The organism is Variovorax sp. GW821-FHT10D07 (assembly GCF_059415325.1).
The window spans coordinates 455,199-474,557 of sequence record NZ_JBWKMZ010000004.1; the positions used below are offsets into that span (position 1 = coordinate 455,199).

The 19,359-nt window shown below is 71.0% G+C and carries 24 protein-coding genes; 6 read left to right on the forward strand and 18 right to left on the reverse strand.

What is annotated here, in order from left to right; genetic code table 11:
* Positions 1-2: 2 nt before the first annotated feature.
* The gene (trxC, locus tag AC07PU_RS16620; protein WP_208512441.1) at positions 3-452 is read right to left on the reverse strand and encodes a thioredoxin TrxC; all 450 of its coding nucleotides are present in this window, start codon (positions 450-452) and stop codon (positions 3-5) included.
* A 77-nt stretch (positions 453-529) separates the two neighbouring features.
* On the opposite strand from trxC, the gene pdeM reads away from it, so the two are divergent.
* The gene (gene pdeM / locus AC07PU_RS16625; RefSeq protein ID WP_495318854.1) at positions 530-1,237 is read left to right on the forward strand and encodes a ligase-associated DNA damage response endonuclease PdeM; all 708 of its coding nucleotides are present in this window, start codon (positions 530-532) and stop codon (positions 1,235-1,237) included.
* A gap of 9 nt (positions 1,238-1,246) precedes the next feature.
* Here the strand turns inward: pdeM and AC07PU_RS16630 are convergent, their stop codons facing one another.
* Genes AC07PU_RS16630 through AC07PU_RS16640 form a run of 3 tightly spaced genes read right to left on the reverse strand, consistent with a single transcriptional unit; the run spans position 1,247 to position 3,318 of the window.
* The gene (locus AC07PU_RS16630; RefSeq protein WP_431511184.1) at positions 1,247-1,765 is read right to left on the reverse strand and encodes a TPM domain-containing protein; all 519 of its coding nucleotides are present in this window, start codon (positions 1,763-1,765) and stop codon (positions 1,247-1,249) included.
* Between the two features lie 2 nt (positions 1,766-1,767).
* Positions 1,768-2,703: a TPM domain-containing protein gene (locus tag AC07PU_RS16635; RefSeq protein WP_495318857.1), complete on the reverse strand. Its 936-nt coding sequence runs from the start codon at positions 2,701-2,703 to the stop codon at positions 1,768-1,770.
* A gap of 15 nt (positions 2,704-2,718) precedes the next feature.
* Positions 2,719-3,318: a LemA family protein gene (locus AC07PU_RS16640; RefSeq protein ID WP_371268851.1), complete on the reverse strand. Its 600-nt coding sequence runs from the start codon at positions 3,316-3,318 to the stop codon at positions 2,719-2,721.
* 47 nt (positions 3,319-3,365) lie between these two features.
* Here AC07PU_RS16640 and AC07PU_RS16645 point away from each other — a divergent pair, with 47 nt between their 5' ends.
* A complete protein-coding gene (locus AC07PU_RS16645; protein ID WP_495318859.1) occupies positions 3,366-4,142 on the forward strand; it encodes a hypothetical protein in 777 nt (258 codons plus the stop codon).
* A gap of 4 nt (positions 4,143-4,146) precedes the next feature.
* Here the strand turns inward: AC07PU_RS16645 and AC07PU_RS16650 are convergent, their stop codons facing one another.
* The 7 genes from AC07PU_RS16650 to AC07PU_RS16680 all read right to left on the reverse strand — a co-directional run bounded on the left by AC07PU_RS16650 (position 4,147) and on the right by AC07PU_RS16680 (position 10,990).
* Positions 4,147-4,821 (reverse strand): cysteine hydrolase family protein, encoded by a 675-nt coding sequence (locus AC07PU_RS16650; protein WP_093350923.1) that lies wholly within the window; start codon positions 4,819-4,821, stop codon positions 4,147-4,149.
* Between the two features lie 2 nt (positions 4,822-4,823).
* Positions 4,824-5,756: an ABC transporter permease gene (locus tag AC07PU_RS16655; protein ID WP_296777922.1), complete on the reverse strand. Its 933-nt coding sequence runs from the start codon at positions 5,754-5,756 to the stop codon at positions 4,824-4,826.
* A complete protein-coding gene (locus AC07PU_RS16660; protein WP_431511187.1) occupies positions 5,753-6,886 on the reverse strand; it encodes an ABC transporter permease in 1,134 nt (377 codons plus the stop codon). Before AC07PU_RS16660 ends, AC07PU_RS16655 begins: the two co-directional genes overlap by 4 nt.
* Positions 6,879-8,405, reverse strand: a complete 1,527-nt coding sequence (locus AC07PU_RS16665) for an ABC transporter ATP-binding protein (protein WP_495318862.1) — start codon at positions 8,403-8,405, stop codon at positions 6,879-6,881. Before AC07PU_RS16665 ends, AC07PU_RS16660 begins: the two co-directional genes overlap by 8 nt.
* A 20-nt stretch (positions 8,406-8,425) precedes the next feature.
* Positions 8,426-9,523, reverse strand: coding sequence for a BMP family ABC transporter substrate-binding protein (locus AC07PU_RS16670; protein WP_495318864.1), 1,098 nt, complete (start codon positions 9,521-9,523; stop codon positions 8,426-8,428).
* A 73-nt stretch (positions 9,524-9,596) separates the two neighbouring features.
* The gene (locus tag AC07PU_RS16675; protein ID WP_093350364.1) at positions 9,597-9,983 is read right to left on the reverse strand and encodes a VOC family protein; all 387 of its coding nucleotides are present in this window, start codon (positions 9,981-9,983) and stop codon (positions 9,597-9,599) included.
* A 5-nt stretch (positions 9,984-9,988) separates the two neighbouring features.
* Positions 9,989-10,990 (reverse strand): isopenicillin N synthase family dioxygenase, encoded by a 1,002-nt coding sequence (locus AC07PU_RS16680; protein ID WP_093350926.1) that lies wholly within the window; start codon positions 10,988-10,990, stop codon positions 9,989-9,991.
* Positions 10,991-11,197: 207 nt separating this feature from the next.
* On the opposite strand from AC07PU_RS16680, the gene rutR reads away from it, so the two are divergent.
* Positions 11,198-11,893, forward strand: a complete 696-nt coding sequence (rutR, locus tag AC07PU_RS16685) for an HTH-type transcriptional regulator RutR (protein WP_093350367.1) — start codon at positions 11,198-11,200, stop codon at positions 11,891-11,893.
* A 10-nt stretch (positions 11,894-11,903) separates the two neighbouring features.
* Here the strand turns inward: rutR and rutF are convergent, their stop codons facing one another.
* Genes rutF through rutA form a run of 6 tightly spaced genes read right to left on the reverse strand, consistent with a single transcriptional unit; the run spans position 11,904 to position 16,192 of the window.
* Positions 11,904-12,440, reverse strand: coding sequence for an NADH-dependent FMN reductase RutF (rutF, locus tag AC07PU_RS16690; RefSeq protein WP_495318868.1), 537 nt, complete (start codon positions 12,438-12,440; stop codon positions 11,904-11,906).
* Between the two features lie 11 nt (positions 12,441-12,451).
* Positions 12,452-13,048, reverse strand: coding sequence for a malonic semialdehyde reductase (locus AC07PU_RS16695; protein ID WP_495318870.1), 597 nt, complete (start codon positions 13,046-13,048; stop codon positions 12,452-12,454).
* The gene (gene rutD / locus AC07PU_RS16700; protein ID WP_495318872.1) at positions 13,045-13,851 is read right to left on the reverse strand and encodes a pyrimidine utilization protein D; all 807 of its coding nucleotides are present in this window, start codon (positions 13,849-13,851) and stop codon (positions 13,045-13,047) included. Before rutD ends, AC07PU_RS16695 begins: the two co-directional genes overlap by 4 nt.
* 5 nt (positions 13,852-13,856) lie before the next feature.
* The gene (gene rutC, locus AC07PU_RS16705) at positions 13,857-14,249 is read right to left on the reverse strand and encodes a pyrimidine utilization protein C (RefSeq protein ID WP_495318874.1); all 393 of its coding nucleotides are present in this window, start codon (positions 14,247-14,249) and stop codon (positions 13,857-13,859) included.
* Positions 14,250-14,274: 25 nt separating this feature from the next.
* Positions 14,275-15,066: a pyrimidine utilization protein B gene (gene rutB / locus AC07PU_RS16710; protein ID WP_495318876.1), complete on the reverse strand. Its 792-nt coding sequence runs from the start codon at positions 15,064-15,066 to the stop codon at positions 14,275-14,277.
* A 13-nt stretch (positions 15,067-15,079) separates the two neighbouring features.
* On the reverse strand, positions 15,080-16,192 hold the full coding sequence (gene rutA / locus AC07PU_RS16715; RefSeq protein ID WP_495318878.1) for a pyrimidine utilization protein A: 1,113 nt from the start codon (positions 16,190-16,192) through the stop codon (positions 15,080-15,082).
* Positions 16,193-16,410: 218 nt separating this feature from the next.
* On the opposite strand from rutA, the gene AC07PU_RS16720 reads away from it, so the two are divergent.
* The 3 genes from AC07PU_RS16720 to AC07PU_RS16730 all read left to right on the forward strand — a co-directional run bounded on the left by AC07PU_RS16720 (position 16,411) and on the right by AC07PU_RS16730 (position 18,523).
* Entirely contained in the window at positions 16,411-16,863 is a 453-nt protein-coding gene (locus AC07PU_RS16720) for a YybH family protein (protein WP_057593960.1), read from the forward strand.
* A gap of 90 nt (positions 16,864-16,953) precedes the next feature.
* A complete protein-coding gene (locus AC07PU_RS16725) occupies positions 16,954-17,982 on the forward strand; it encodes a YheT family hydrolase (protein WP_495318931.1) in 1,029 nt (342 codons plus the stop codon).
* Between the two features lie 4 nt (positions 17,983-17,986).
* Positions 17,987-18,523, forward strand: coding sequence for a DUF2946 family protein (locus AC07PU_RS16730; protein WP_495318880.1), 537 nt, complete (start codon positions 17,987-17,989; stop codon positions 18,521-18,523).
* A 99-nt stretch (positions 18,524-18,622) separates the two neighbouring features.
* On the opposite strand, the gene AC07PU_RS16735 is transcribed toward AC07PU_RS16730, so the two are convergent.
* The gene (locus tag AC07PU_RS16735; protein ID WP_093350392.1) at positions 18,623-19,264 is read right to left on the reverse strand and encodes a c-type cytochrome; all 642 of its coding nucleotides are present in this window, start codon (positions 19,262-19,264) and stop codon (positions 18,623-18,625) included.
* Positions 19,265-19,359 lie beyond the last annotated feature (95 nt).

The following is a 19,359-nucleotide window of genomic DNA, read 5'->3' on the forward strand; positions in this document are numbered from 1 at the left end:
CTTCAGCCGGCGCCGTGGGCCTTGGCCCAGCGCACGATGTCGGCCGCGCCCATCGCGCCGGCCTGGCGCGCGACCTCGCGGCCGCCCTTGAACAGCGCCAGGGTCGGAATGCTGCGGATGTTGAAGCGCGCGGCCAGCGCGGGCACGGCCTCGGTGTCGACCTTGGCGACGCGCACGCGCGGCTCGAGCTGCGCCGCGGCCTGCTCGTAGGCCGGTGCCATCTGGCGGCACGGGCCGCACCACGGTGCCCAGAAATCGACCAGCACCGGGATCTCGTTGCGCGCGATGTGGCGGTCGAAGCTCGCCACGTCGGGCAGCGCGGCCGAGTGGGCGCCGAACAGCGGCTTGTGGCAGTTGCCGCAGTCGGGCGCGCTGGCCAGTTGGGCCTCGCGCACCCGGTTGGTGGTGTGGCAGTGCGGGCAGACGATGTGCAGCGTGGGCGATTCGGTCATCCGGCAAAGCTAGGGGCGGCGCGGGCGAATTGCAAGTCGGACGCGGTCGCACGGTGCTTTTGCGACACTGGCCGCCAATGAGTTCCCTTCCGTCTTCTTCCACTTCGACGCCGCTGCCGCTCCAATGGGCGGGCGAAGCCGTGCAGTTGCTGCCCGAGCGCGCGCTCTGGTGGCCGGCCGGGCAGGCGCTGTTCGTCGCCGACCTGCACCTGGGCAAGGCCGCCACCTTCCGCGCGCTGGGCTTGCCGGTGCCGGGCGGCACCACGCTCGAGAACCTCGCGCGGCTCGATCTGCTGATCGCGCGCCATGCGCCGCAGTGCCTGGTGTTCCTCGGCGACTTCCTGCATGCGGCGCCCGCGCGCGCGGTGCTGCCCGTGGTGCGGGAATGGCGCGAGCGGCATGCGGCGCTCGCGATGACGCTGGTGCGCGGCAACCACGACAGCCGCGCGGGCGATCCGCCGCCCGCGCTTCGCATCGAGGTGGTCGACGAACCCTGGCTGCTCGGCCCCTTCGCCTGCTGCCACCATCCGCAGACGCATCCCACGCACTTCGTGCTCGCGGGCCATCTGCACCCGGCGCGCCGGCTGCACGGGCCGGGGCGCGACAGCGTGCGGCTGCCGTGCTTCGTGCACGAGGAAGGGCAAGGGCAAGCACAAGGGCAAGGGCAGGCCGTGCTGCCCGCCTTCGGCGAGTTCACGGGCGGCTGGACCATGGAGTCGGCGCCGGGGCGGCGCTTCTATGCGGTGGGCGGATCGGCCGTGTGGGCGCTGCCCGCGGCCGATTGAGCACGCGGCTCAGAGCACCACGGGTTCGTCGGGCAGCTCGTTGCGGTCGGGTTCGTCGTCGCGCAGCGGGAAGTGCTCGACCAGCAGCGCCGACATCTCCTCGAGCGCCTGCGTGAGCCCGTCCTCGAAGCGGCCCTCGCGAAAGGCCGCGCCCATGCGCTGCGCCATCGCGCGCCAGTCGTCGTCGCTCACCCGCGCATCGATGCCGCGGTCGGCCACGATCTCGATCGCGTGCTCGGCCAGCAGCAGATAGATCAGCACGCCGTTGTTGTGCTCGGTGTCCCACACGCGCAGCTTGCCGAACAGCGTGACCGCGCGCTGTCGTGCCGGCGCCTCGCGGCGCAGGTAGGACATCGGCAGGCCGGCCTCGATGCAGATGCGGATCTCGCCGCTGTGGCGCCGCTCGCTCGCGCCCACGCGCGCGGCCAGCCGCGCGAGCGCGTCGGCCGGCAGCACGCGGCGCACCGCGGCCTCGTCGATCCAGCGATGGCGCCACATGCGGCCGAGTCGGGAGAAGAGGGTTGCCATGCTCACCAGTCTCCCGAGGCGCCGCCGCCGCCGAAATTGCCGCCGCCGCCCGAGCTGAAGCCGCCGCCTCCGCCGCCACTGCGACCGCCACCGCCGCCCCAGCCGCCACCTCCGCCGCCGCTCCAGCCACCGCCGCCGCCCCCGCTGCTCCAGCCCCCACCGCCGAAGCGTGCGAGGCCCGAGGCCAGCGAGACCACGAGCGCGACCATGCCTGCGAGCACCGCGATCACGAGGCTGGTGGTGAGGAAGAAGGCGACCACGCCGATGCCGCCGCCCATGACCACCGAGCCCAGGGTCTTGCCGAGGATCGCGCGCACGATCGGCGCGCCGATGAAGACGCCGACGAACAGGAAGATCGCGAGGTTCTCCCAGTCGAAGCCCTGGCTGCCGCCATCGCCGCCATCGCCGCCGTTGCGCGCGGGCTCGGGCAGCGGCTCGCCGTCGACCAGGCCGATCAGCCGGTCGACCGCCGCGTTGATGCCGCCCGCGAAATCGCCGTTGCGAAAGCGCGGCTTCATCTCCTCGTCGACGATGCGCGCCGCCGCGAGGTCGGGCACCGCGCCCTCGAGCGCCTTGGCGGGGGCGATGCGCATCCGGCGGTCGTCCTTGGCGACGATCACGAGCAGGCCGTCGCCCACGCCCTTGCGGCCGATCTTCCAGGCATCGCCCACGCGCTGGGTGTAGCTCTCGATGTCCTCGGGCTGCGTGGTCGGCACCATCAGCACCGCGATCTGCGAGCCCTTGCGCTGCTCGAAGGCCGCGAGCTTGGTCTCGAGGCCGGCACGCTGCGCGGCGTCGAGCGTGCCGGTCTGGTCGATCACGCGCGCCGTGAGCGCGGGCACCGGCAGCGGCGCCTGCGCGAAGGCCGGCAGCGCGGCCCAGCCGAGCGCCACGGCGAGGAACGCGGCCAGCAGGCGGCGGATCAGGGCTGCGGCCATCGGCGCAGCTTTGCCTTACTTCTTCGGCGCGCCGAAGTCGACCGTCGGCGGCACCGAGATCTGGGCCTCGTTCTGCACCGAGAAGTTCGGCTTGGGCGCGTAGCCGAAGACCTTGGCCGTGAGGTTGGTGGGGAAGCTGCGCGCGAGCACGTTGTACTCCTGCACGCTCTCGATGTAGCGGTTGCGCGCCACGGTGATGCGGTTCTCGGTGCCCTCGAGCGTCACGCGCAGGTCGCGGAACGACTGGTTGGCCTTGAGGTCGGGGTAGCGCTCCGACACCACCATCAGCCGCGACAGCGCCGAGGAGAGCTCGCCCTGCGCCTGCTGGAACTTGTTGAAGGCCTCGGGGTTGTTGAGCGTCTCGGGCGTGACCTGGATCGAGGTCGCCTTGGCGCGCGCCTCGATCACCTTGGTCAGCGTGTCCTGCTCGAAGGCCGCTTCGCCCTTCACGGTGGCGACGATGTTGGGCACCAGGTCGGCGCGCCGCTGGTACTGGTTGAGCACCTCGCTCCAGGCCGACTTGCTGGCCTCGTCGAGCGACTGGAACTGGTTGTAGCCGCATCCGCTGAGGGACAGGACCGCCGCGAGGATCAGGAGCCAGCGCTTCATCATCATTTGCATTACCTCCACAGAATGGGGCCGAAGTTAGCATAGGTGCTCCTATGTCCCTCGATCCGCTTCAAGCCCTGCGCGGCGCGAACCGCCCGGCGGTGCCCCTCCCCAACGCCTCCGCCGCCTTCGGCACGCTGCTCATTGCCGGCGCCACCGGCGCGCTGGGGCAGGACCTGCTGCACCGCCTCGCGGGCAGCCACCGCCACGCCCATGTGCGCGTGCTGGTGAGCGAGCCCATGCACGACGGGCTGCCCGGCGTCGAGTCCTGCCTGTGCCCGCCGCTGCCCATCGAGCAGTGGCCGCCGACCTCGGCCCAGGCCGCGATCGTGGCCTTCGACGCGCCGCGCCTGTACCACGGCCGCGAGCGCGCGCTGTGGCTGCCCGACCCGGAGCAGCTGCCGGCGCTCGCGCGCTGGCTGCGTGCCTGCGGCGTGCAGACCCTCGTCATCGTGCAGCCGCACGACCAGGGCCGGCTGCCCGAGGCGCTCAAGCGCGGCCTCGCGAACCTCGACGAGCAGGCCGTGGTGGCCTGCGGCTTCGAGCGCCTGCTGATCCTGCGCTCGGCGCGCAAGCCGGCCGCGGCGCAGCGCGCGAGCCGCCCCGAGCGGCTGGCGGCCTGGATGCTGGGAACGCTGAGCTACATGGTGCCCAACAGCGAGCAGCCGGTGCGGCCGTCGAAGCTGGCCGAGCTGGTCGACCTCGCGCTGCGCATCGCGCCGCCGGGCGTGCACATCGCGGCGCCCGAGGTGGTGTGGCGCGCGGCGCAGCCCGGGGCGATGCAGGCGGTGGCGCGCGAGTGGCTCGGCGCGCCGGCCGAGGCGGCCTAGCCGCTCAGCCGCGCCACTGGCGCAGCAGCTCCCGCGATTCCATCACCAGCCCGAGGTGCAGCGAGACCATCGCGAGCGCCGCGCTCTCGAGCCGCGTGTCGGTGCCGCGCACCAGGTCGCGCAGCACGATCACGCGGTAGTTGTGGTTGTTGGCGTCGAAGGCGGTGTTGAGCACGCAGCAGTCGGTGAAGCCGCCGTCGAGCACGACGGTCTCGATGCGCTGGTTGCGCAGCAGGAAATCGAGGTCGGTGGGATAGAAGGCCGAGAGGCGCCGCTTGCTGTCCACGCGCAGGTCGCCGGGTTCCACGCGCGTGACCCACTCGGTCCACTTCGAGCCCTCGAGAGCATGCGCGTCGGCATTCGGGATCTCGCCCACGTGCAGCGGGAAGGTGCGCCGCCAGGCGGCCGGAATGCCGCGCAGGTCGTCGCTGCCGTCGGGCCGCAGCACCGACTTCACGTGCACGATGCGCACGCCGAGCGCGCGCGCTTCGTCGTGGAAGCCGTCGATCGGCGCCACCACCTCGCGCGCGCGCGGCGCCGGGCACGGGCAGGCGGGATCGTCGTCGAGGTGGCCGCGGTGCATGTCGATCGAGACCACCGCGGTGGTCCTCGGATCGAGGTAGTCGGCGAAGCGCGCCGCCTCGAGCTCGCGCGGTTCGTCGTAGACCCAGGCCTTCAGCGTCATCTTCTTTCCTCCCGCACATAGGCCTGGCCGAGGGCGCCGGGCTCCTCGTCGGCGCCGCGTCGCGACAGCGCCACCCAGACCATCACGCCGAGCGTCACCGCGTAGGGCGTCATCATCACGAAGTACTGCGGCAGCTGCACGCCGGCCGCGGCCAGTTGCGGGATCAGCGCCTCGATGCAGCCGAACAGCAGCGCGCCCACCAGCGCCTTCCACGGCGACCAGCGCGCGAAGATCACCAGGCCCACCGCGATCCAGCCGCGCCCGCCGGTCATGCCCGCGATCCACAGCTTGGTGCTGACCACCGAGATGTAGGCGCCCGCCAGGCCCACCAGCGCCGAGCCCGCGAGCACCGCCGCGAAGCGCCAGGCCGGCACGCGGATGCCGGCCGCGTCGGCCGCCTGCGGGTTCTCGCCCACGGCGCGCAGCCGCAGGCCGGTGGCGGTGCGCGCGAAGAACCAGGCCACCGCACCGAACAGCGGCAGCGTGAGCCACACCATCGCGTTCTGCTCGAACAGCCGGCCCACGACCGGCAGCTGCGACAGCGGCCACAGCCCCATCGCGCCGATGCCCTCGGTGGCATGGTTGGTCCACCCGGCCAGGCTGCCGACCAGCGCCGTGAGCCCCTGGCAGAAGAACACCAGCGCCAGCCCGGCGATCACCTGGTTCACGCGCAGCCAGATCACCATGACCGCGAACAGCACCGACACCGTGGCCGCCGCCAGCATCGCGAGGGCCAGCGACACCGCGGGCTGGCCGATCGCGATCTGCGCGCCGATGCCGGCCAGCGCGCCCACCAGCATCAACCCCTCGGCGCCGAGCGAGAGCACGCCCGCGCGTTCGCTGAGGATCAGGCCGAGGGCGGCCAGTGCATAGGGCACCGCGAAGTCGGGCGTGCTCGCGAGCCAGTTGAGGATCACGCCGCCGTTCATGGCGCGGTCTCCGTGCCGACGCGGCGCAGCCGGTGGCGGATGAAGAAGTCGCTCGAGGCGACGCACACCACGATGATGGCCTGGATCAGCTGCACCATCGAGAACGGCACCTGGTAGAACACCTGCAGGCTGCGCCCGGTGACGAACAGCGCCGCCACCAGCAGCGCCACCACCGTGGCCGCGAGCGGATTGTTGCGCGCGAGGAAGGCGATCAGGATGCCCGAGAAGCCGTAGCCCTGGTAGAAGGCCTGCGTGAGCCGGCCCTCCTGGCCCGCGGCGACCGCGAAGCCCGCGAGCCCGGCCATCGCGCCCGACAGCAGCACCGCGCCGTAGATCGTGCGCCGCACCGGCACGCCGTTGGCATGCGCCACGCGCGGGTTGGCATCGACGAAGCGCAGGTACAGGCCCGCGCGGCTCACGCCCACCAGCCACCAGGCCAGCAGCGCGACGATGCCCGCGAGCAGGATCGCGCTGCCGATGCCGGCCCCGAGCTCGGGCAGCCGCTCGAAGGCGCGGAACTGCGGCGAGTAGGGGAAGCTGTCCTTCGGATCCTTCCACGCACCGTAGACCAAGTGCAGCAGGAAGTTGGCCGCCATGTAGTTGAGCATCAAGGTCGAGATGATCTCGTTCACGCCCAGCCTGAGCTTGAGCCAGGCGGGCCCGAGCACCCACAGCAGGCCGCAGCCGATGGCGGCCGCGAACATCAGCGGCAGGCGCAGCGGCTCGGGGCCGAGCTGCCAGATCGAGACGGCGGTCGCGCCGATGGCGCCCCAGATCATCTGGCCCTCGAGCCCGAGGTTCCAGAAGCGCGCGCGAAAGGCCAGCGAGCCCGCGAGGCCGACCAGGATCATCGGCGCGGCCTGGAACAGCACGGCGCGGAAGTTCTGTCCGTCGAGGAAGGTCTGGGTCACGAACTCGTTGGCGAGCTCGTCGGCCGGCACGCCCGCGGCCACGAGGATCGCGGCCGAGATCGCGAAGCCCGCGGCCAGCGCGGCCGCGAGGATCAGCGCCTGCCAGCGCCAGGCCATGTGCTGGCGGATCTCGAGCGCGTAGCGGCGGCGTGCCAGCGGCTGCACGCGATGCGGTGCCGTGCCGCGCGCGGTGTCGGGGGCGAGCGCGGCTTCAGCCATGGTCCACCATCGCCTGTCCGATGGCCTGGCGGTCGGCCGGCTGCGCGAACTCGCCCGCGATGCGCCCGCGCGTCATCACGCCCACGCGGTCGGCCAGCTGCAGCACCTCGTCGAGGTCCTCGCTGATCAGCAGCACCGCGGCGCCGCCGTCGCGCGCAGCGCGCAGCCGCGCATGCACCTCGGCGCTGGCGCGCACGTCGAGCCCGCGGCTCGGGCTGTGCGCGAGCACCAGCGTGGGCGACTTGCCGAACTCGCGCGCCAGCACCAGCTTCTGTGCGTTGCCGCCCGACAGCAGCGCGGCCTTCTGCGCCACCGAGCGCACGCCCTGCACGTCGAAGGCGCGCACCGCCTCCTGCGTGTCGGCCTGGATGCGGCCGCGCCGCAGCCGCCACACCGGGCCGTAGCGGCCGGTGTGCACGCGGCCGATGGCGTAGTTCTCGGCCACCGACAGCCCGCCCGCGAGCGCGAGCCCGTAGCGGTCGGCCGGGATCGCCGCGATGCCGAGCCCGCGGCGCGCCGCGGCGGCCATCGCCTTGAGGTCGCCCTGGCCCTCGAGTCGGATCTCGCCCTCGATGGCCTCGCCCGGCAGGCCGAGGATCGCGCCGGCCAGCTCGCCCTGGCCGTTGCCGCCGACGCCGGCCAGGCCGTAGATCTCGCCCGCATGCAGCACGAGGTCGACGCCGTCGAGCACGCGGCGCCCCTCGGGCGAGGCGGGGGTGCGCAGGCCGCGCACCGACAGGCGCACCGCGCCGCGCGCCGAGGGCGCGGGCCGGAAGGCCGAGGCCGCGACCGCCTCGCCCACCGTGAGCTTCACGAGCTCGGCGACCGATGCATCCTGCGGGCGCAGCGTGGCCACGGTGCGGCCGCCGCGCATCACGGTCACGCGGTCGGCATAGGTCTTCACGTCGGCCATCTTGTGCGTGACCAGCACCACCGCGGCGCCGCCGCGCGCGAGCCCCTGCACGGTCTGCAGCAGCCGCGCGGCCTCCTGGTCGGTCAGCACGGCGGTGGGCTCGTCGAGGATCAGGATGCGCGCGCCCGCGAGCAGCACCTTGAGGATCTCCACGCGCTGCTGCTCGGCGATCGAGAGCGTGTCGACGCGGCGCATCGGGTCGATGTCGAAGCCCAGCGCCGAGGCCTTGTTGCGGATGTCGCGCGCGATGTCGCGCAGCCGCTCGCCATGGCTTCGGAACTCGGCCGAAGGCGGGGCGGTCAGCAGGATGTTCTGCGCCACGGTGAAGGGCCGCACCAGCTTGAAATGCTGGTGGACCATGCCGATGCGCTGGCGTGCCGCATCGCGCGGGCCGGCGAAGCGCACCGCGTTGTCGTCGACCAGCAGCTGGCCCGCCTCGGGCGCGTAGAGGCCGGCCGCGATGTTCATCAGCGAGGACTTGCCCGCGCCGTTCTCGCCGAGCAGCGCATGCACCTCGCCCCAGCGCGCGGCGAAGTGCGCGTCGGTCAGTGCCGCGAAGCCGTCGAAGGATTTGCGGATGCCGGTGAGTTCGAGCGCGTTGGGCATGAGAGCGAAATTCCTCGCGGCTACTTCTGCGTGACCACGCCCTTGACGAACCAGTCCATCTTCCAGAGCTCGGCGTCGGACAGCACGGCGCCCTTGGCCACGCGCTCCTTGCCGTCGCGGTCGGCCAGCGGGCCGGCGTAGATCTGCTTGCCCTTCATGAGCGCGTCGCGCTCGGCCGTGATCAGCGCGGCCTTGTCCTTGGGCACGGCCGGGCCGAAGCCCGCGATGTCGGTGCCGCCGTCCTTCATCGAAATGAAGGCGCCGTACTCGGCGGGCTTCCAGTTGCCGGCCATGATCTTCTTGAGCTCGGGCGTCAGGAAGCGGTCCCACACCCAGACCGAGGAGCACAGCGTGGCCTTGGGCGCGAACTGGCGCAGGTCGCGGTGGTGGCCGGTGCCGTAGACGCCGCGCTCCTGCGCGACGATCTGCGGCGTCGGGCTGTCGACGTGCTGGCCGATCACGTCGGCACCCTGGTCGATCAGCGCGGCGGCGGCCGCGCGTTCCTTCACGGGGTCGTTCCACGCGCCGGTGTAGATCACGTTGACGGTGGCGTTGGGGTTCATCTTCTGCGCGCCGAGCGCGAAGGCGTTGATGGTCCAGTTCACCACGCCGAAGGGATTGGCCGCGACGAAGCCGAGCTTGCCGCTCCTGGAGGCCGCGCCTGCGGCCATGCCGCACAGGTACTGGCTCTCGTAGGTGCGGCCGTAGAAGGATTCGAGGTTGCGGCCGTTGGTGGTGCCCGAGCCGTTGAGGAAGGCGACGTCGGGGTACTTGGCGGCCAGGTCCTTGAAGCTGTCGGAGTAGCCGAAGGCCGTGCCGATGACGATGTTGGCGCCGCGCTGGATGAACTTCTCGGCCGCGGGCTTGATGGCCGAGGCGTCCTCGGGCACGTTCTCGACGAACTGGATCTTCTGGCCGAGTTCCTTCTCGATCTTCGCGCGCGCCTCGTCGAAGGCCTGGGTCCAGCCGCCGTCGTTCTTGGGGCCGAAGTAGAGCATCGCGATCTTGGGCTTGTCCTTGAGCGTGAAGCCGTCGGCGGCGACCGCGGGCAGCGCCGCGAGGGACGCCGCGCCCGCCGCGAAGGTCAGGGCGAGGCAGGAAACGGAAGTGCGCGGCATGGAGCAACCTTTCGAAAGAGGCATGGCGGAAGGGGGAAGGAAAGCGAAGAGCCGCGAGGACGCCGCGTTCGCGTCACAGCATGAAGTTGATGCGGAACACGTTGCCCTCGGGATCGAGCAGCACCGACTGGTACCAGTCGTAGTAGGTGCGATAGGGCGCCTTGACGAGCGTGGCGCCGGCCTCGAGCGCGATCGGCACCATCCGGTCGACCTCGTCCTGGCTGTCGACGTCGATGTTGAGCAGGAACTTCACGCCGCGCGTGTCGGAGAACTCGGCGAGCTGCAGCAGTTCGTAGGCATCGAGCGCGTTGAAGCCCAGGCTCGACTTGCCGGTGTCGAGGCCTCGGAAGATCGGCGAGCGGATCGCCTCGATCTCGGGGAAGCCGAACACGCGCTGGTAGAAGCCGCTGAGCGCGACCACGTCCTTCGCGAAGACGTTGACGTAGGACAGGTGGGCCATGTGCTCTACGCCGTCACCTTGGTGCCGCCGAAGGTCGTCTGCTTGACGAACTTCGAGGTCAGGTGGTCGCCCGAGGAGATCGGCGCGTACTTCGGCTGTTCGCCGGGCGCGAGGCAGCTCGGCAGGCACTCGACCATCGCGTCGTAGTTGGGCTGGTGGAAGAACACCAGCGACTGCCGGCGGTTGGTGCTCGCCACTTCGAAGGGCGGGTTGATCACGCGGTGCAGCGTCGACACCCACTGGTCGTTGGTCCACTGCATCATCAGGTCGGCGATGTTGACGACCAGGCCGCCCTCGACCTGCGGCACGTCGACCCACTGGCCGGCCTTGTTGAACACCTGCAGGCCCTTGTCGTCGGGCAGCACGATCGTGAGGCTGCCGTAGTCGCTGTGCGCGCCCGCGCGCAGCTGGCCCGGCAGCGGCTGCTCGCGCTGCGGTGGATAGCTCAGCACGCGGAACATGCTGATGTGGCGGTCGATCTTGTCGTCGAAGAAGCGCTCGGGCAGCGCGAGGCCGAGCGCGAACACGCGCATCAGCGAGCGCGAGAGATCGCTCATCGCCTCGAAGTAGCCCTCGTAGGCTTCGCGGAAGCCCTCGATCGGCGGCCAGCTGTTGGGCTCGAAATGCGGACCGGCCGCGGGACCGCGGTGGTAGTCGTCGTCGGGCACGTTCGAGGGACCGATCGAGAACGACTCCTTGAGGTCGCCCGGTGCCGCCTCCTCGAGGCTGTACGACAGGCCTTCCTCGCCGACCGCGCTGTAGCCGCGCACCGCGTCCTCGCGCGGGCGGTCGACCTTGCGCTTCTCGGCCAGGGGCAGCTCGAAGAAGCGCCGCGACAGCGAGGCCACGCGTTCGATCAGCTCGGGCGCGATGCCGTGGTTGGTGATCACGAGGAAGCCGATGCTGCGGCAGGCTTCGTCGACTTTGTGCGCGACCTCGGCCTTGCCTTCGGCGGTGCCGGCGAAGTACGGCGCGAGATCGATGATGGGAACGGACAGCAGGGTCATGGCGAATGGCTCCATGGGCTTGGCATGCCTTTCGCCATGCAACGTCTGTGCCAGTTGGACCAAATGGACAAATCGCTTTCGTCGCGTCAGCATGGTGCGCCGCAAGGCCCTAGCGAACACCGGCACGGCGCAGTGCGATGCATCGCGGCCTTACAGTGGTGCGCGTTCCGAACCAACGACCGACGAAGACAGAAAGAGCGAGGGAAGATGCCGAAGACCAAGGCGCTGGCCGCGGCCAGCCACAGCGAGAAGCCGAGCCGCAAGCCCGCCGTGCGCAGCGCGTCGGCGGTGAACCGGCGGCTGCGCCAGATCGAGAACAAGCGCAGCGCGATCCTGGGTGCGGCGCTCGGGCTGTTCTCGCGCTTCGGGCTGCACGGCACCTCGATCGACCAGGTGGCCGCGCGCGCCGACGTGTCGAAGAGCAACCTGCTCTACTACTTCGCGAACAAGGAAGAGCTCTACGTCAACGTGCTGCGCGACCTGCTCGCGCTGTGGCTCGAGCCGCTGCGCGGCTTCAGCGCCGAGCAGGATCCGCGCGAGGCGATCGGCGACTACATCCGCCGCAAGCTCGTGATCTCGCGCGACCGGCCCGATGCCTCGCGCCTGTTCTGCCTCGAGATGATCCAGGGCGCGCCGCTGCTGCGCGACGAACTCGATCGCGAGCTGCGCACGCTGGTGGAGAAGAAATCCGAAGTGATCCGCGCCTGGGTCGAGGCCGGCAAGCTCGCGCCGGTCGATCCGCCGCACCTGATCTTCGCGCTGTGGGCGATCACGCAGCACTACGCCGACTTCGGCGTGCAGGTGCAGGCGCTGTCGGGTCACACGCTCGAGGACGAGGGCTTCTTCGAGCGCACCGTGGAGAACGTGCAGCGCATCGTGCTGCAGGGCATCGAGCCGCGTTGAGTTCGCGGCTTCAGTGCGGCGGCGCCGCGATCTCGTGATAACGCCGATCGAAGTAGATCAGCCCCTGCGCCGCGCCGCCGATGGCGATGGCCACGGCTTCGCAGAACAGCACGTCGTGCGTGCCCGCGCTGGTGGCGTGCATCACGCGGCAGTCGAAGGAGACGGCCGCGTCCTCGAGCATCGGCGAGCCGGTGGCATCGCGGCGCCAGCGGCCGGCGGCGAAGCGCTCGTCCATCGGCGTGCGGCCGCCGAACAGCGCGGACAGCGACTGGTGGCCCGCGGCGAGCACATTCACGCACAGCACGCCATTGGCCTTGAAGGCCGGGTACACCGAGGCCGAGCGGTTGAGGCACACGAGCAGGGTCGGCGGCTCGTCGGTCACGCTGCAGACGGCCGAGGCCGTGAAGCCGGCGCGGCCCGCGGGACCGTCGGTGGTGATGATGTTGACGGCCGCGCCCAGTCGCGCCATCGCGTTGCGGTAGTCGGTTTTCTGCAGGCCGGATGGCAAACCGGCGGGCATCGGAGCGCAGGCCATGGCGTGTTGCATGCCGAGGGCTTTCAGGCCAGCACGCAGGCCTCGTCGAAGCCCAGGCGCGGCAGGCGCCCGAACAGCTTCGACGCGTCGCCGTGGCCGAGGTTGATGAGGAAGTTGACGGTCCAGTCGCTGCCTTCGAAGAAGGCGGCGTCGACCTTGGCCTTGTCGAAGCCCGACATCGGGCCCGCGTCGAGCCCGAGCGCGCGCGCCGCCAGCAGCAGGTAGCCGGCCTGCAGGCTGGCATTGCGGAAGGCCGTCTCGTGCGCGGCCTCGGGGCTGCCGGTGAACCAGCTGCGCGCATCGGCATGCGGGAACAGCGTGGGCAGCCGGTCGTAGAACTTGCGGTCCCAGGCGGCGATGACGGTGACGGGCGCGCTCATCGTCTTCTCGAGGTTGCCCTTGGACAGCGCGGGCGCGAGCCGTGCCTTGCCCTCGGGCGTGCGCACGAACACGAAGCGCGCGGGCGAGCAGTTGGCCGAGGTCGGGCCCAGGCTGGCGAGCGCGTGCAGCTGACGCAGCTGCGCGTCGGACACCGGTTCGGCGGTCCAGCCGTTGTGGCTGCGCGCGGCGGTGAAGAGCAGCGCGAGCGCCGCGTCGTCGAGCGAAGTGGAAGTGGTCATGCGATGGCGGCGGGTGCGGCGACCCGCGAGAGGAAATCGAGCAGGCCGCGGTTGAAGGCCGCGGCCTCGGTCACGCTGTGGGCATGGCCGCCGTGCGCGACGAAGTCGAGCGTGACGTCGCGCAGGCCGTCGGCCAGGTGCTGCGAGCAGGTCCAGGGCACGAGCACGTCGTCCTTGGCGGCCGCGATCAGCGCGGGCGCGGCGATCTCGCCGAGGCGCGCGGCGACGTCGAAGGCGCGCAGCGCGCCGATGCGCGCGCGCATGTTGGCCTCGCCCGGAAAGTGCGCGAAGGCATGGTCGACCTCGTCGGCCACGCGCTGCGCATGCTCGGCGGACCAGGCCGCGGGGTACAGGAAGATCGGCTGCGCCTCGACGTAGGCGCGCGCGCCGCAGGCGCCGAGCAGCGCGAGCCGCGCGTCGAAGCAGCGCGCCGAATGCGGATTGGGGCGGGCCCACGCGTTGACGAGCACCAGGCTCGCAGTGCGCGCGGGTGCGTCGAGCGCGAGCTGCAGGCCCACGAGGCCGCCGAGCGCGTGGCCCGCGAAGTGGCACTGCGCGGTGTGGGTGGCATCGAGGATCTCGAGCACGTCGCGCGCCATGTCGGCGATCGCATAGGCCTCGGGCAGCGCGCCGGGGCTGCGGCCGGTGCCGCGCTGGTCGTAGGCGATGACGCGGTGGCCGGCGGCGACCAGCGCGCCGAGCTGGGGCTGCCAGAAGCCGGCCGAGCCGCCGAGGCCCGACGACAGCAGCACGGTGGCCGCGGCATCCGAAGGGCCATGCACCTCGTAGTGCAGGGTGCTCATCGAGCTCAGGCCTTGCGGCCCACGTGCGCGATCGAGGCGATCTCGATCAGCGCGTCGGGCTTCACCAGGCCGCACTGGATGCAGAAGCGCGCCGGCTTGGTACCGGGGAAGAACTCGGCATAGACCGCGTTGATCTTCGCGTAGTCGGCCCAGTCCTTGATCATGATCTGGTTGAAGGTCACGTCGTCCATGGTGCCGCCCGCGGCCTCGACCACGCCCTGGATGGTGGCGAGCACATGGCGCGCCTGCGCGGCGGCGTCGCCGACGTGGATCACGTTGTTGTCCTTGTCGAAGGGCAGCGTGCCCGAGACGTAGAGCACGCCGTCGGCGAGCGTGCCGGGCACGTAGGGGGCGAGCGGCACGCCGGTGCCGGGCGGGATGATGGCTTGCTTGGGCATGGGAAGGCTCCTGGAGAAAAGGGGATCAGGCGGTGGCCGTTTCGGCCGGGGCGGGTTGCGGCAGCGCGGCCGGCGCGAAGCTGCGGCAGAAGTGGTCGACCGAGGAGACCCAGCCGAAGAAGGTCTCGACGTTGTAGACCGAGGCCTGCTGGATCGCGGGCCCGCCGAGTTCGTGCGTGGCGTCCTCGAGCATCACGGCGAAGTACTCGAGATGGAAGGCGTCGCGCAGCGTGGACTCCACGCAGACGTTGGTCGCGATGCCGGTGAACACGAGGTGGCGGATGCCGTGCGAGCGCAGCGTGCTGTCGAGCGTGCTGTTGAAGAAGCCGCTGTAGCGCGTCTTGGGCACGACGATGTCGCCGGGCTGCGGCTTCATCTCGTCGATGAGCTCGTAGTCCCAGCCGCCCTTGGCGAGGAAGCGGCCCTGCAGCTCGGGCCGCGCGCGCATGGTCTTGAGCGCGTTCGACTTGTGCCAGTTGGGCGAGCCGGGGCCGCCGGCCTCGACATAGCCGGCGTCCCAGCCGTTCTGCAGGAACACGACCAGCAGGCCGGCCGCGCGCGCCGCGGCGATGGCGCGCACGATGCCGGCGATGGTGCCCTGCGCGCCCGAGATGTCGAAGCCGGCCGAATCGACGTAGCCGCCGAGCGAGGCATAGGCGTTCTGCATGTCGACCACGACGAGCGCGGTGTCGCTTGCATGCAGCGCGAGCGGCTCGGGGCGCGCGGGCAGGATCAGCGGGGCGGGTGCGCCCGCGGCGCGCGGCGCGCCGACGGGCGTGGTCGAGGTGAGGGTGGCGTTGCGGGCCGGTGCGTTCATGGCGTGCTCCGGGTCAGGCCGCGAGGCGTTCGGGTTCGACGCGCGAGGCCACCGGGCTCGGCACGTGCGCGCGGCTCTTCATCAGCGGCTGGATGCGCTCGCCGAAGGCCTCGACGCCCGCGAGGAAGTCATCGAAGGTCAGCAGCACGCCCTCGGTGCCGGGTACCTCGGCCACCTCGTCGAGCAGGCGCGCCACGGTCTCGTAGGAGCCCACGAGCGTGCCCATGTTGATGTTCACGGCCGAGGTCGGGTCGGCCATCTGCCGCACGTTGGTGTCGGCGCCCGACCTGGTGTCGGCCGCGCCCTGCGCGCCGAGCCAGGCGATGGCCTCGCTGTCGGCGCCGGCCTTGTAGTGCTCCCACTTGGCGCGCGCGGCCTCGTCGGTCTCGTCGGCGATCACCATCATCAGCACGTAGCTGGTGACGTGGCGGCCCGTGGCGGCACTGGCCTCGATCAGCTTCTCGGCCGCGGGCGCGAAGGCGCGCGGCGTGTTCACGCCCTTGCCGAAGCAGAAGTTGTAGTCGGCGTACTTGGCGGAGAACGCCATGCCGGCGTCGCTCTGGCCGGCGCAGATCACCTTCATGTCGGCCTGCGGGCGGGGGCTCAGGCGGCAGTCGTCCATCTGGAAGTGCGCGCCCTTGAAGTCGGAGCGGCCCGTGCCCCAGAGGTCGCGCAGCACCTGGATGTATTCGGACAGGTATTCGTAGCGCGTGCCGAAGAACTGGTCGCCGGGCCACATGCCCATCTGCGAGTACTCGGGGCGCTGCCAGCCGGTGACGAGGTTGAGGCCGAAGCGGCCGTTGGAGATCGAGTCGATGGTCGAGGCCATGCGCGCGACGATGGCCGGCGGCATGACCAGCGAGGCCGCAGTGGCGAACAGCTTGATCTTCGTGGTGACGGCCGCGAGCCCGGCCATGAGCGTGAAGGACTCGAGGTTGTGGTCCCAGAACTCCGTCTTGCCGCCGAAGCCGCGCAGCTTGATCATCGACAGCGCGAAGTCGACGCCGTAGTGCTCGGCCTTCAGCGTGATCGCCTTGTTGAGCTCGAAGCTGGGCTTGTACTGCGGGGCGTTTTCGGACAGCAGCCAGCCGTTGTTGCCGATGGGGATGAAGATGCCGACGTTCATGGAAGGGCTCCGGTTGCGGGATGGCGAGGCTCCTTGCATGCGGCGTGCCAGTAGAGAAAATCCTTTCAAATCAATGGCTTGATGATTTTTGAGGCTTTTGTTTTGTCCAAATGGTCCAAAGTGGAGCGGTCGATCGCCCGAGGCTGCGGCGGCACGGTGCGCGCCGTGCCAAAGCAGTGCAGTGCCCGCGTCACGCACGGCGCGGCAGAATCACGCCCATGCCCAAGTCCCCACTCCGCACCGCCGCGGCCATCGGCGGCACCGCCGACGACATCGAGGCCGCCTTCTACGAGGCGCTGCAGCGCGGCGACATCGACGCGCTGATGGCCTGCTGGGCCGACGAGGACGAGGTGTTCTGCGTCCATCCGGGCGGTCCGCGGCTGGTGGGCACGGCGGCGATCCGCTCGGCCTTCGAGCAGATGTTCGGCAACGGCGCGATCCACGCCACGCCCGCGCACGTGCGCAAGATCGACTCGATCGCGAGCGCGGTCCACAACGTGCTCGAGCGCATCGAGGTGCTCACGGTCGAGGGACCGCGCCATGCCTTCGTGCTGGCGACCAACGTCTATCACAAGACCGCGCAGGGTTGGCGCATGGTGGCGCACCATGCGAGCCCGGGCAGCGCGCGCGAGCCCGACGACGCGAACGAACTGCCGCAGATGCTGCACTGAGCGCCGGGCGTTCTCTTCCTTCGTTCGATGTCCGCGTTCCTACCTTCTTCCTTTCCCTCCGGCACGCCCGACACGTCGTCGCCGTCCGCGATGGACTACCTGGCGCCACGCTGGCTGCCCGGCGGCAATTTGCAGACGATCTGGGGCGCGCTCTATGCGCGCCGCTTCGAGGGTGCGGCACCGGTCTACCGGCGCGAGCGCTGGGCCGCGCCCGACGGCGACTTCGTCGACGTGGACTTCGCCGATGCGCCCGGTTCGCGGGGCGAGGCTGGCGGCCGGCCCTTGCTGGTGCTGTTCCACGGCCTCGAAGGCTCCTCGCGCAGCCACTATGCCGAGGCCTTCGCCGACTTCGCCGCCGCGCGCGGCATGGACTTCGCGGTGCCGCATTTCCGCGGCTGCAGCGGCGAGATGAACCTCGCGCCGCGTGCCTACCACTCGGGCGACTTCGAGGAGATCGGCTGGATCCTGGCGCGCATGCGCGCCAGCCGCAAGGACGGCGTGCCGGTGCTCGCGGCCGGCGTCTCGCTCGGCGGCAACGCGCTGATGCGCTGGGCCGGCGAGGCCGGCGAGAGCGCCTCGCGGGTGGTGGGCGCGGTGGCCTCGGTGTGCTCGCCGCTCGATCTCGCGGCGGGCGGCGATGCCATCGGCCGCGGCTTCAACCGGCTGGTCTACACCCGCATGTTCCTCGCGACCATGAAGCCCAAGGCGCTGGCCAAGCTGGCGCAGTTCCCGGGGCTGTTCGATGGCGCCCGGCTCGCGGCCGCGCGCGACCTGCGGACCTTCGACGACGTCTTCACCGCGCCGCTGCACGGCTTCGTCGATGCGGACGACTACTGGCGGCGCGGCTCGGCCAAGCCGCACCTGGGCGCGATCCGCGTGCCCGCGCTGGCGGTCAACGCGCGCAACGATCCCTTCATTCCCGCGGCCAGCCTGCCGCGGCCCGGCGAGGTCGGCCGCCACGTCACGCTGTGGCAGCCCGCGTACGGCGGCCATGTGGGCTTTCCGATGGGGCGGCCGCCGGGCCATGTGCGCGGCATGCCCGAGCAGGTCGGGCGCTGGCTCTGCCGCCAGGCCGGCGTGCCGGCCGACGCGGTGCGCGCCGCGCCCCGAGGACAATGAGGCCATGGACGACATCGTCAGACAGGCCCTGGCCAAGTGGCCCAACGTTCCGCACTGCTACGGCTGGCTCGGCCTCGACGCGCGCGGCAACTGGTACATGCGCGACGACCGCACCCAGGCCCAGGGACCGTTTCCGGCCGCCAAGGGCTCGATGCTGCGGCACGACAAGCTGATCGACTTCATCCACCGCAACTACGAGCACGACGACGACGGCCAGTGGTTCTTCCAGAACGGGCCGCAGCGCGTCTACGTGGAGCTGGAGGCGGCACCGCTGGTGTGGCGCATCGCCGAGACCGGCTTCGCGGTGACGGCCCACACGGGGCAGGCCGTCGAGGTCACGGGCTGCCTGCTCGACGAGCACGGGCACCTCTATCTGTCGGCGGGCCTCGGCCTGGGGCTGGTCCACACGCAAGACGTGGGACTCGCCGCCGATGCGATCGAGCAGGGGCTGTGGACGCCCGAGACGGTGACGGCGGCGGAACTGCCGGCGCGCTTCGGGCATGTGCTGAGCCCGGCCGAACGCCATGCCGCGCAAGCCTGAACTGCTATCTAAAACGTAGCGAGCGAACACGAAAAAGCCGGCGCGAAGCCGGCTTTTTGCTGGGTGGACGCGGCGCGCGGGCCGCGGTCCTCTTCCGAATTACTTGCTGGCGCTGGCCGCCGGAGCCGCAGGCGCCGCGCCCGAAGCCGCGGGTGCCGCGGCGGCCGATGCGCCATCGGCCGGGGCTGCCGCCGCCGGACGCTCGGGCACCGGGAACTTGGCGCCGCCGGCATTGGCCATGTAGACCACGGCACGGCCGATCTCGAGGTCCTCGAAGTCGCCGCCGCCCTGGGCCGGCATCGCGCCCTTGCCCTTGAGCGCATGCTCGAGCAGCGTGGCGTAGCCCTGACCGATGCGCGGGCCCCAGGCAGCCGCGTCGTTCAGGTGCGGTGCGCCGGGAATGCCAGGCGCGCCGTGGCAGGCGACGCACTGGGCCTTGAACACCGCTTCGCCGGCCGCCAGCGGGCGGTTGGCATCGCGGATCTCGATCGCGCCGATCTTCTTCAGGCGCTCGCCGACCTCGCGGTCGCGGGCTTCCTGGGTGACGCCGTAGAGCGCCATGTTGTCGCCCTCGGCGGTGCCTGCCGGCTTGTTGCCGGACACCACGTAGGCCACGAGGCCCACGATGATGAAGATGGGTGCGAGGAAGGAGAAAAAGACCGCCAGCAGCAGTTGCTTGGGATTCTTGATCGGACCGGTGTGGGCTTCTTCGGTGGCCTGGTAATGCGGGTCTGCGCTCATGGCGTCCTCAAAATCGGGGGCTCGTCGGGGGGCGTTTTTCGAATCAACCGACGATTATAGAGAGGCCCTTCGCCGCAAGGCGAAGGGCCTGTCGC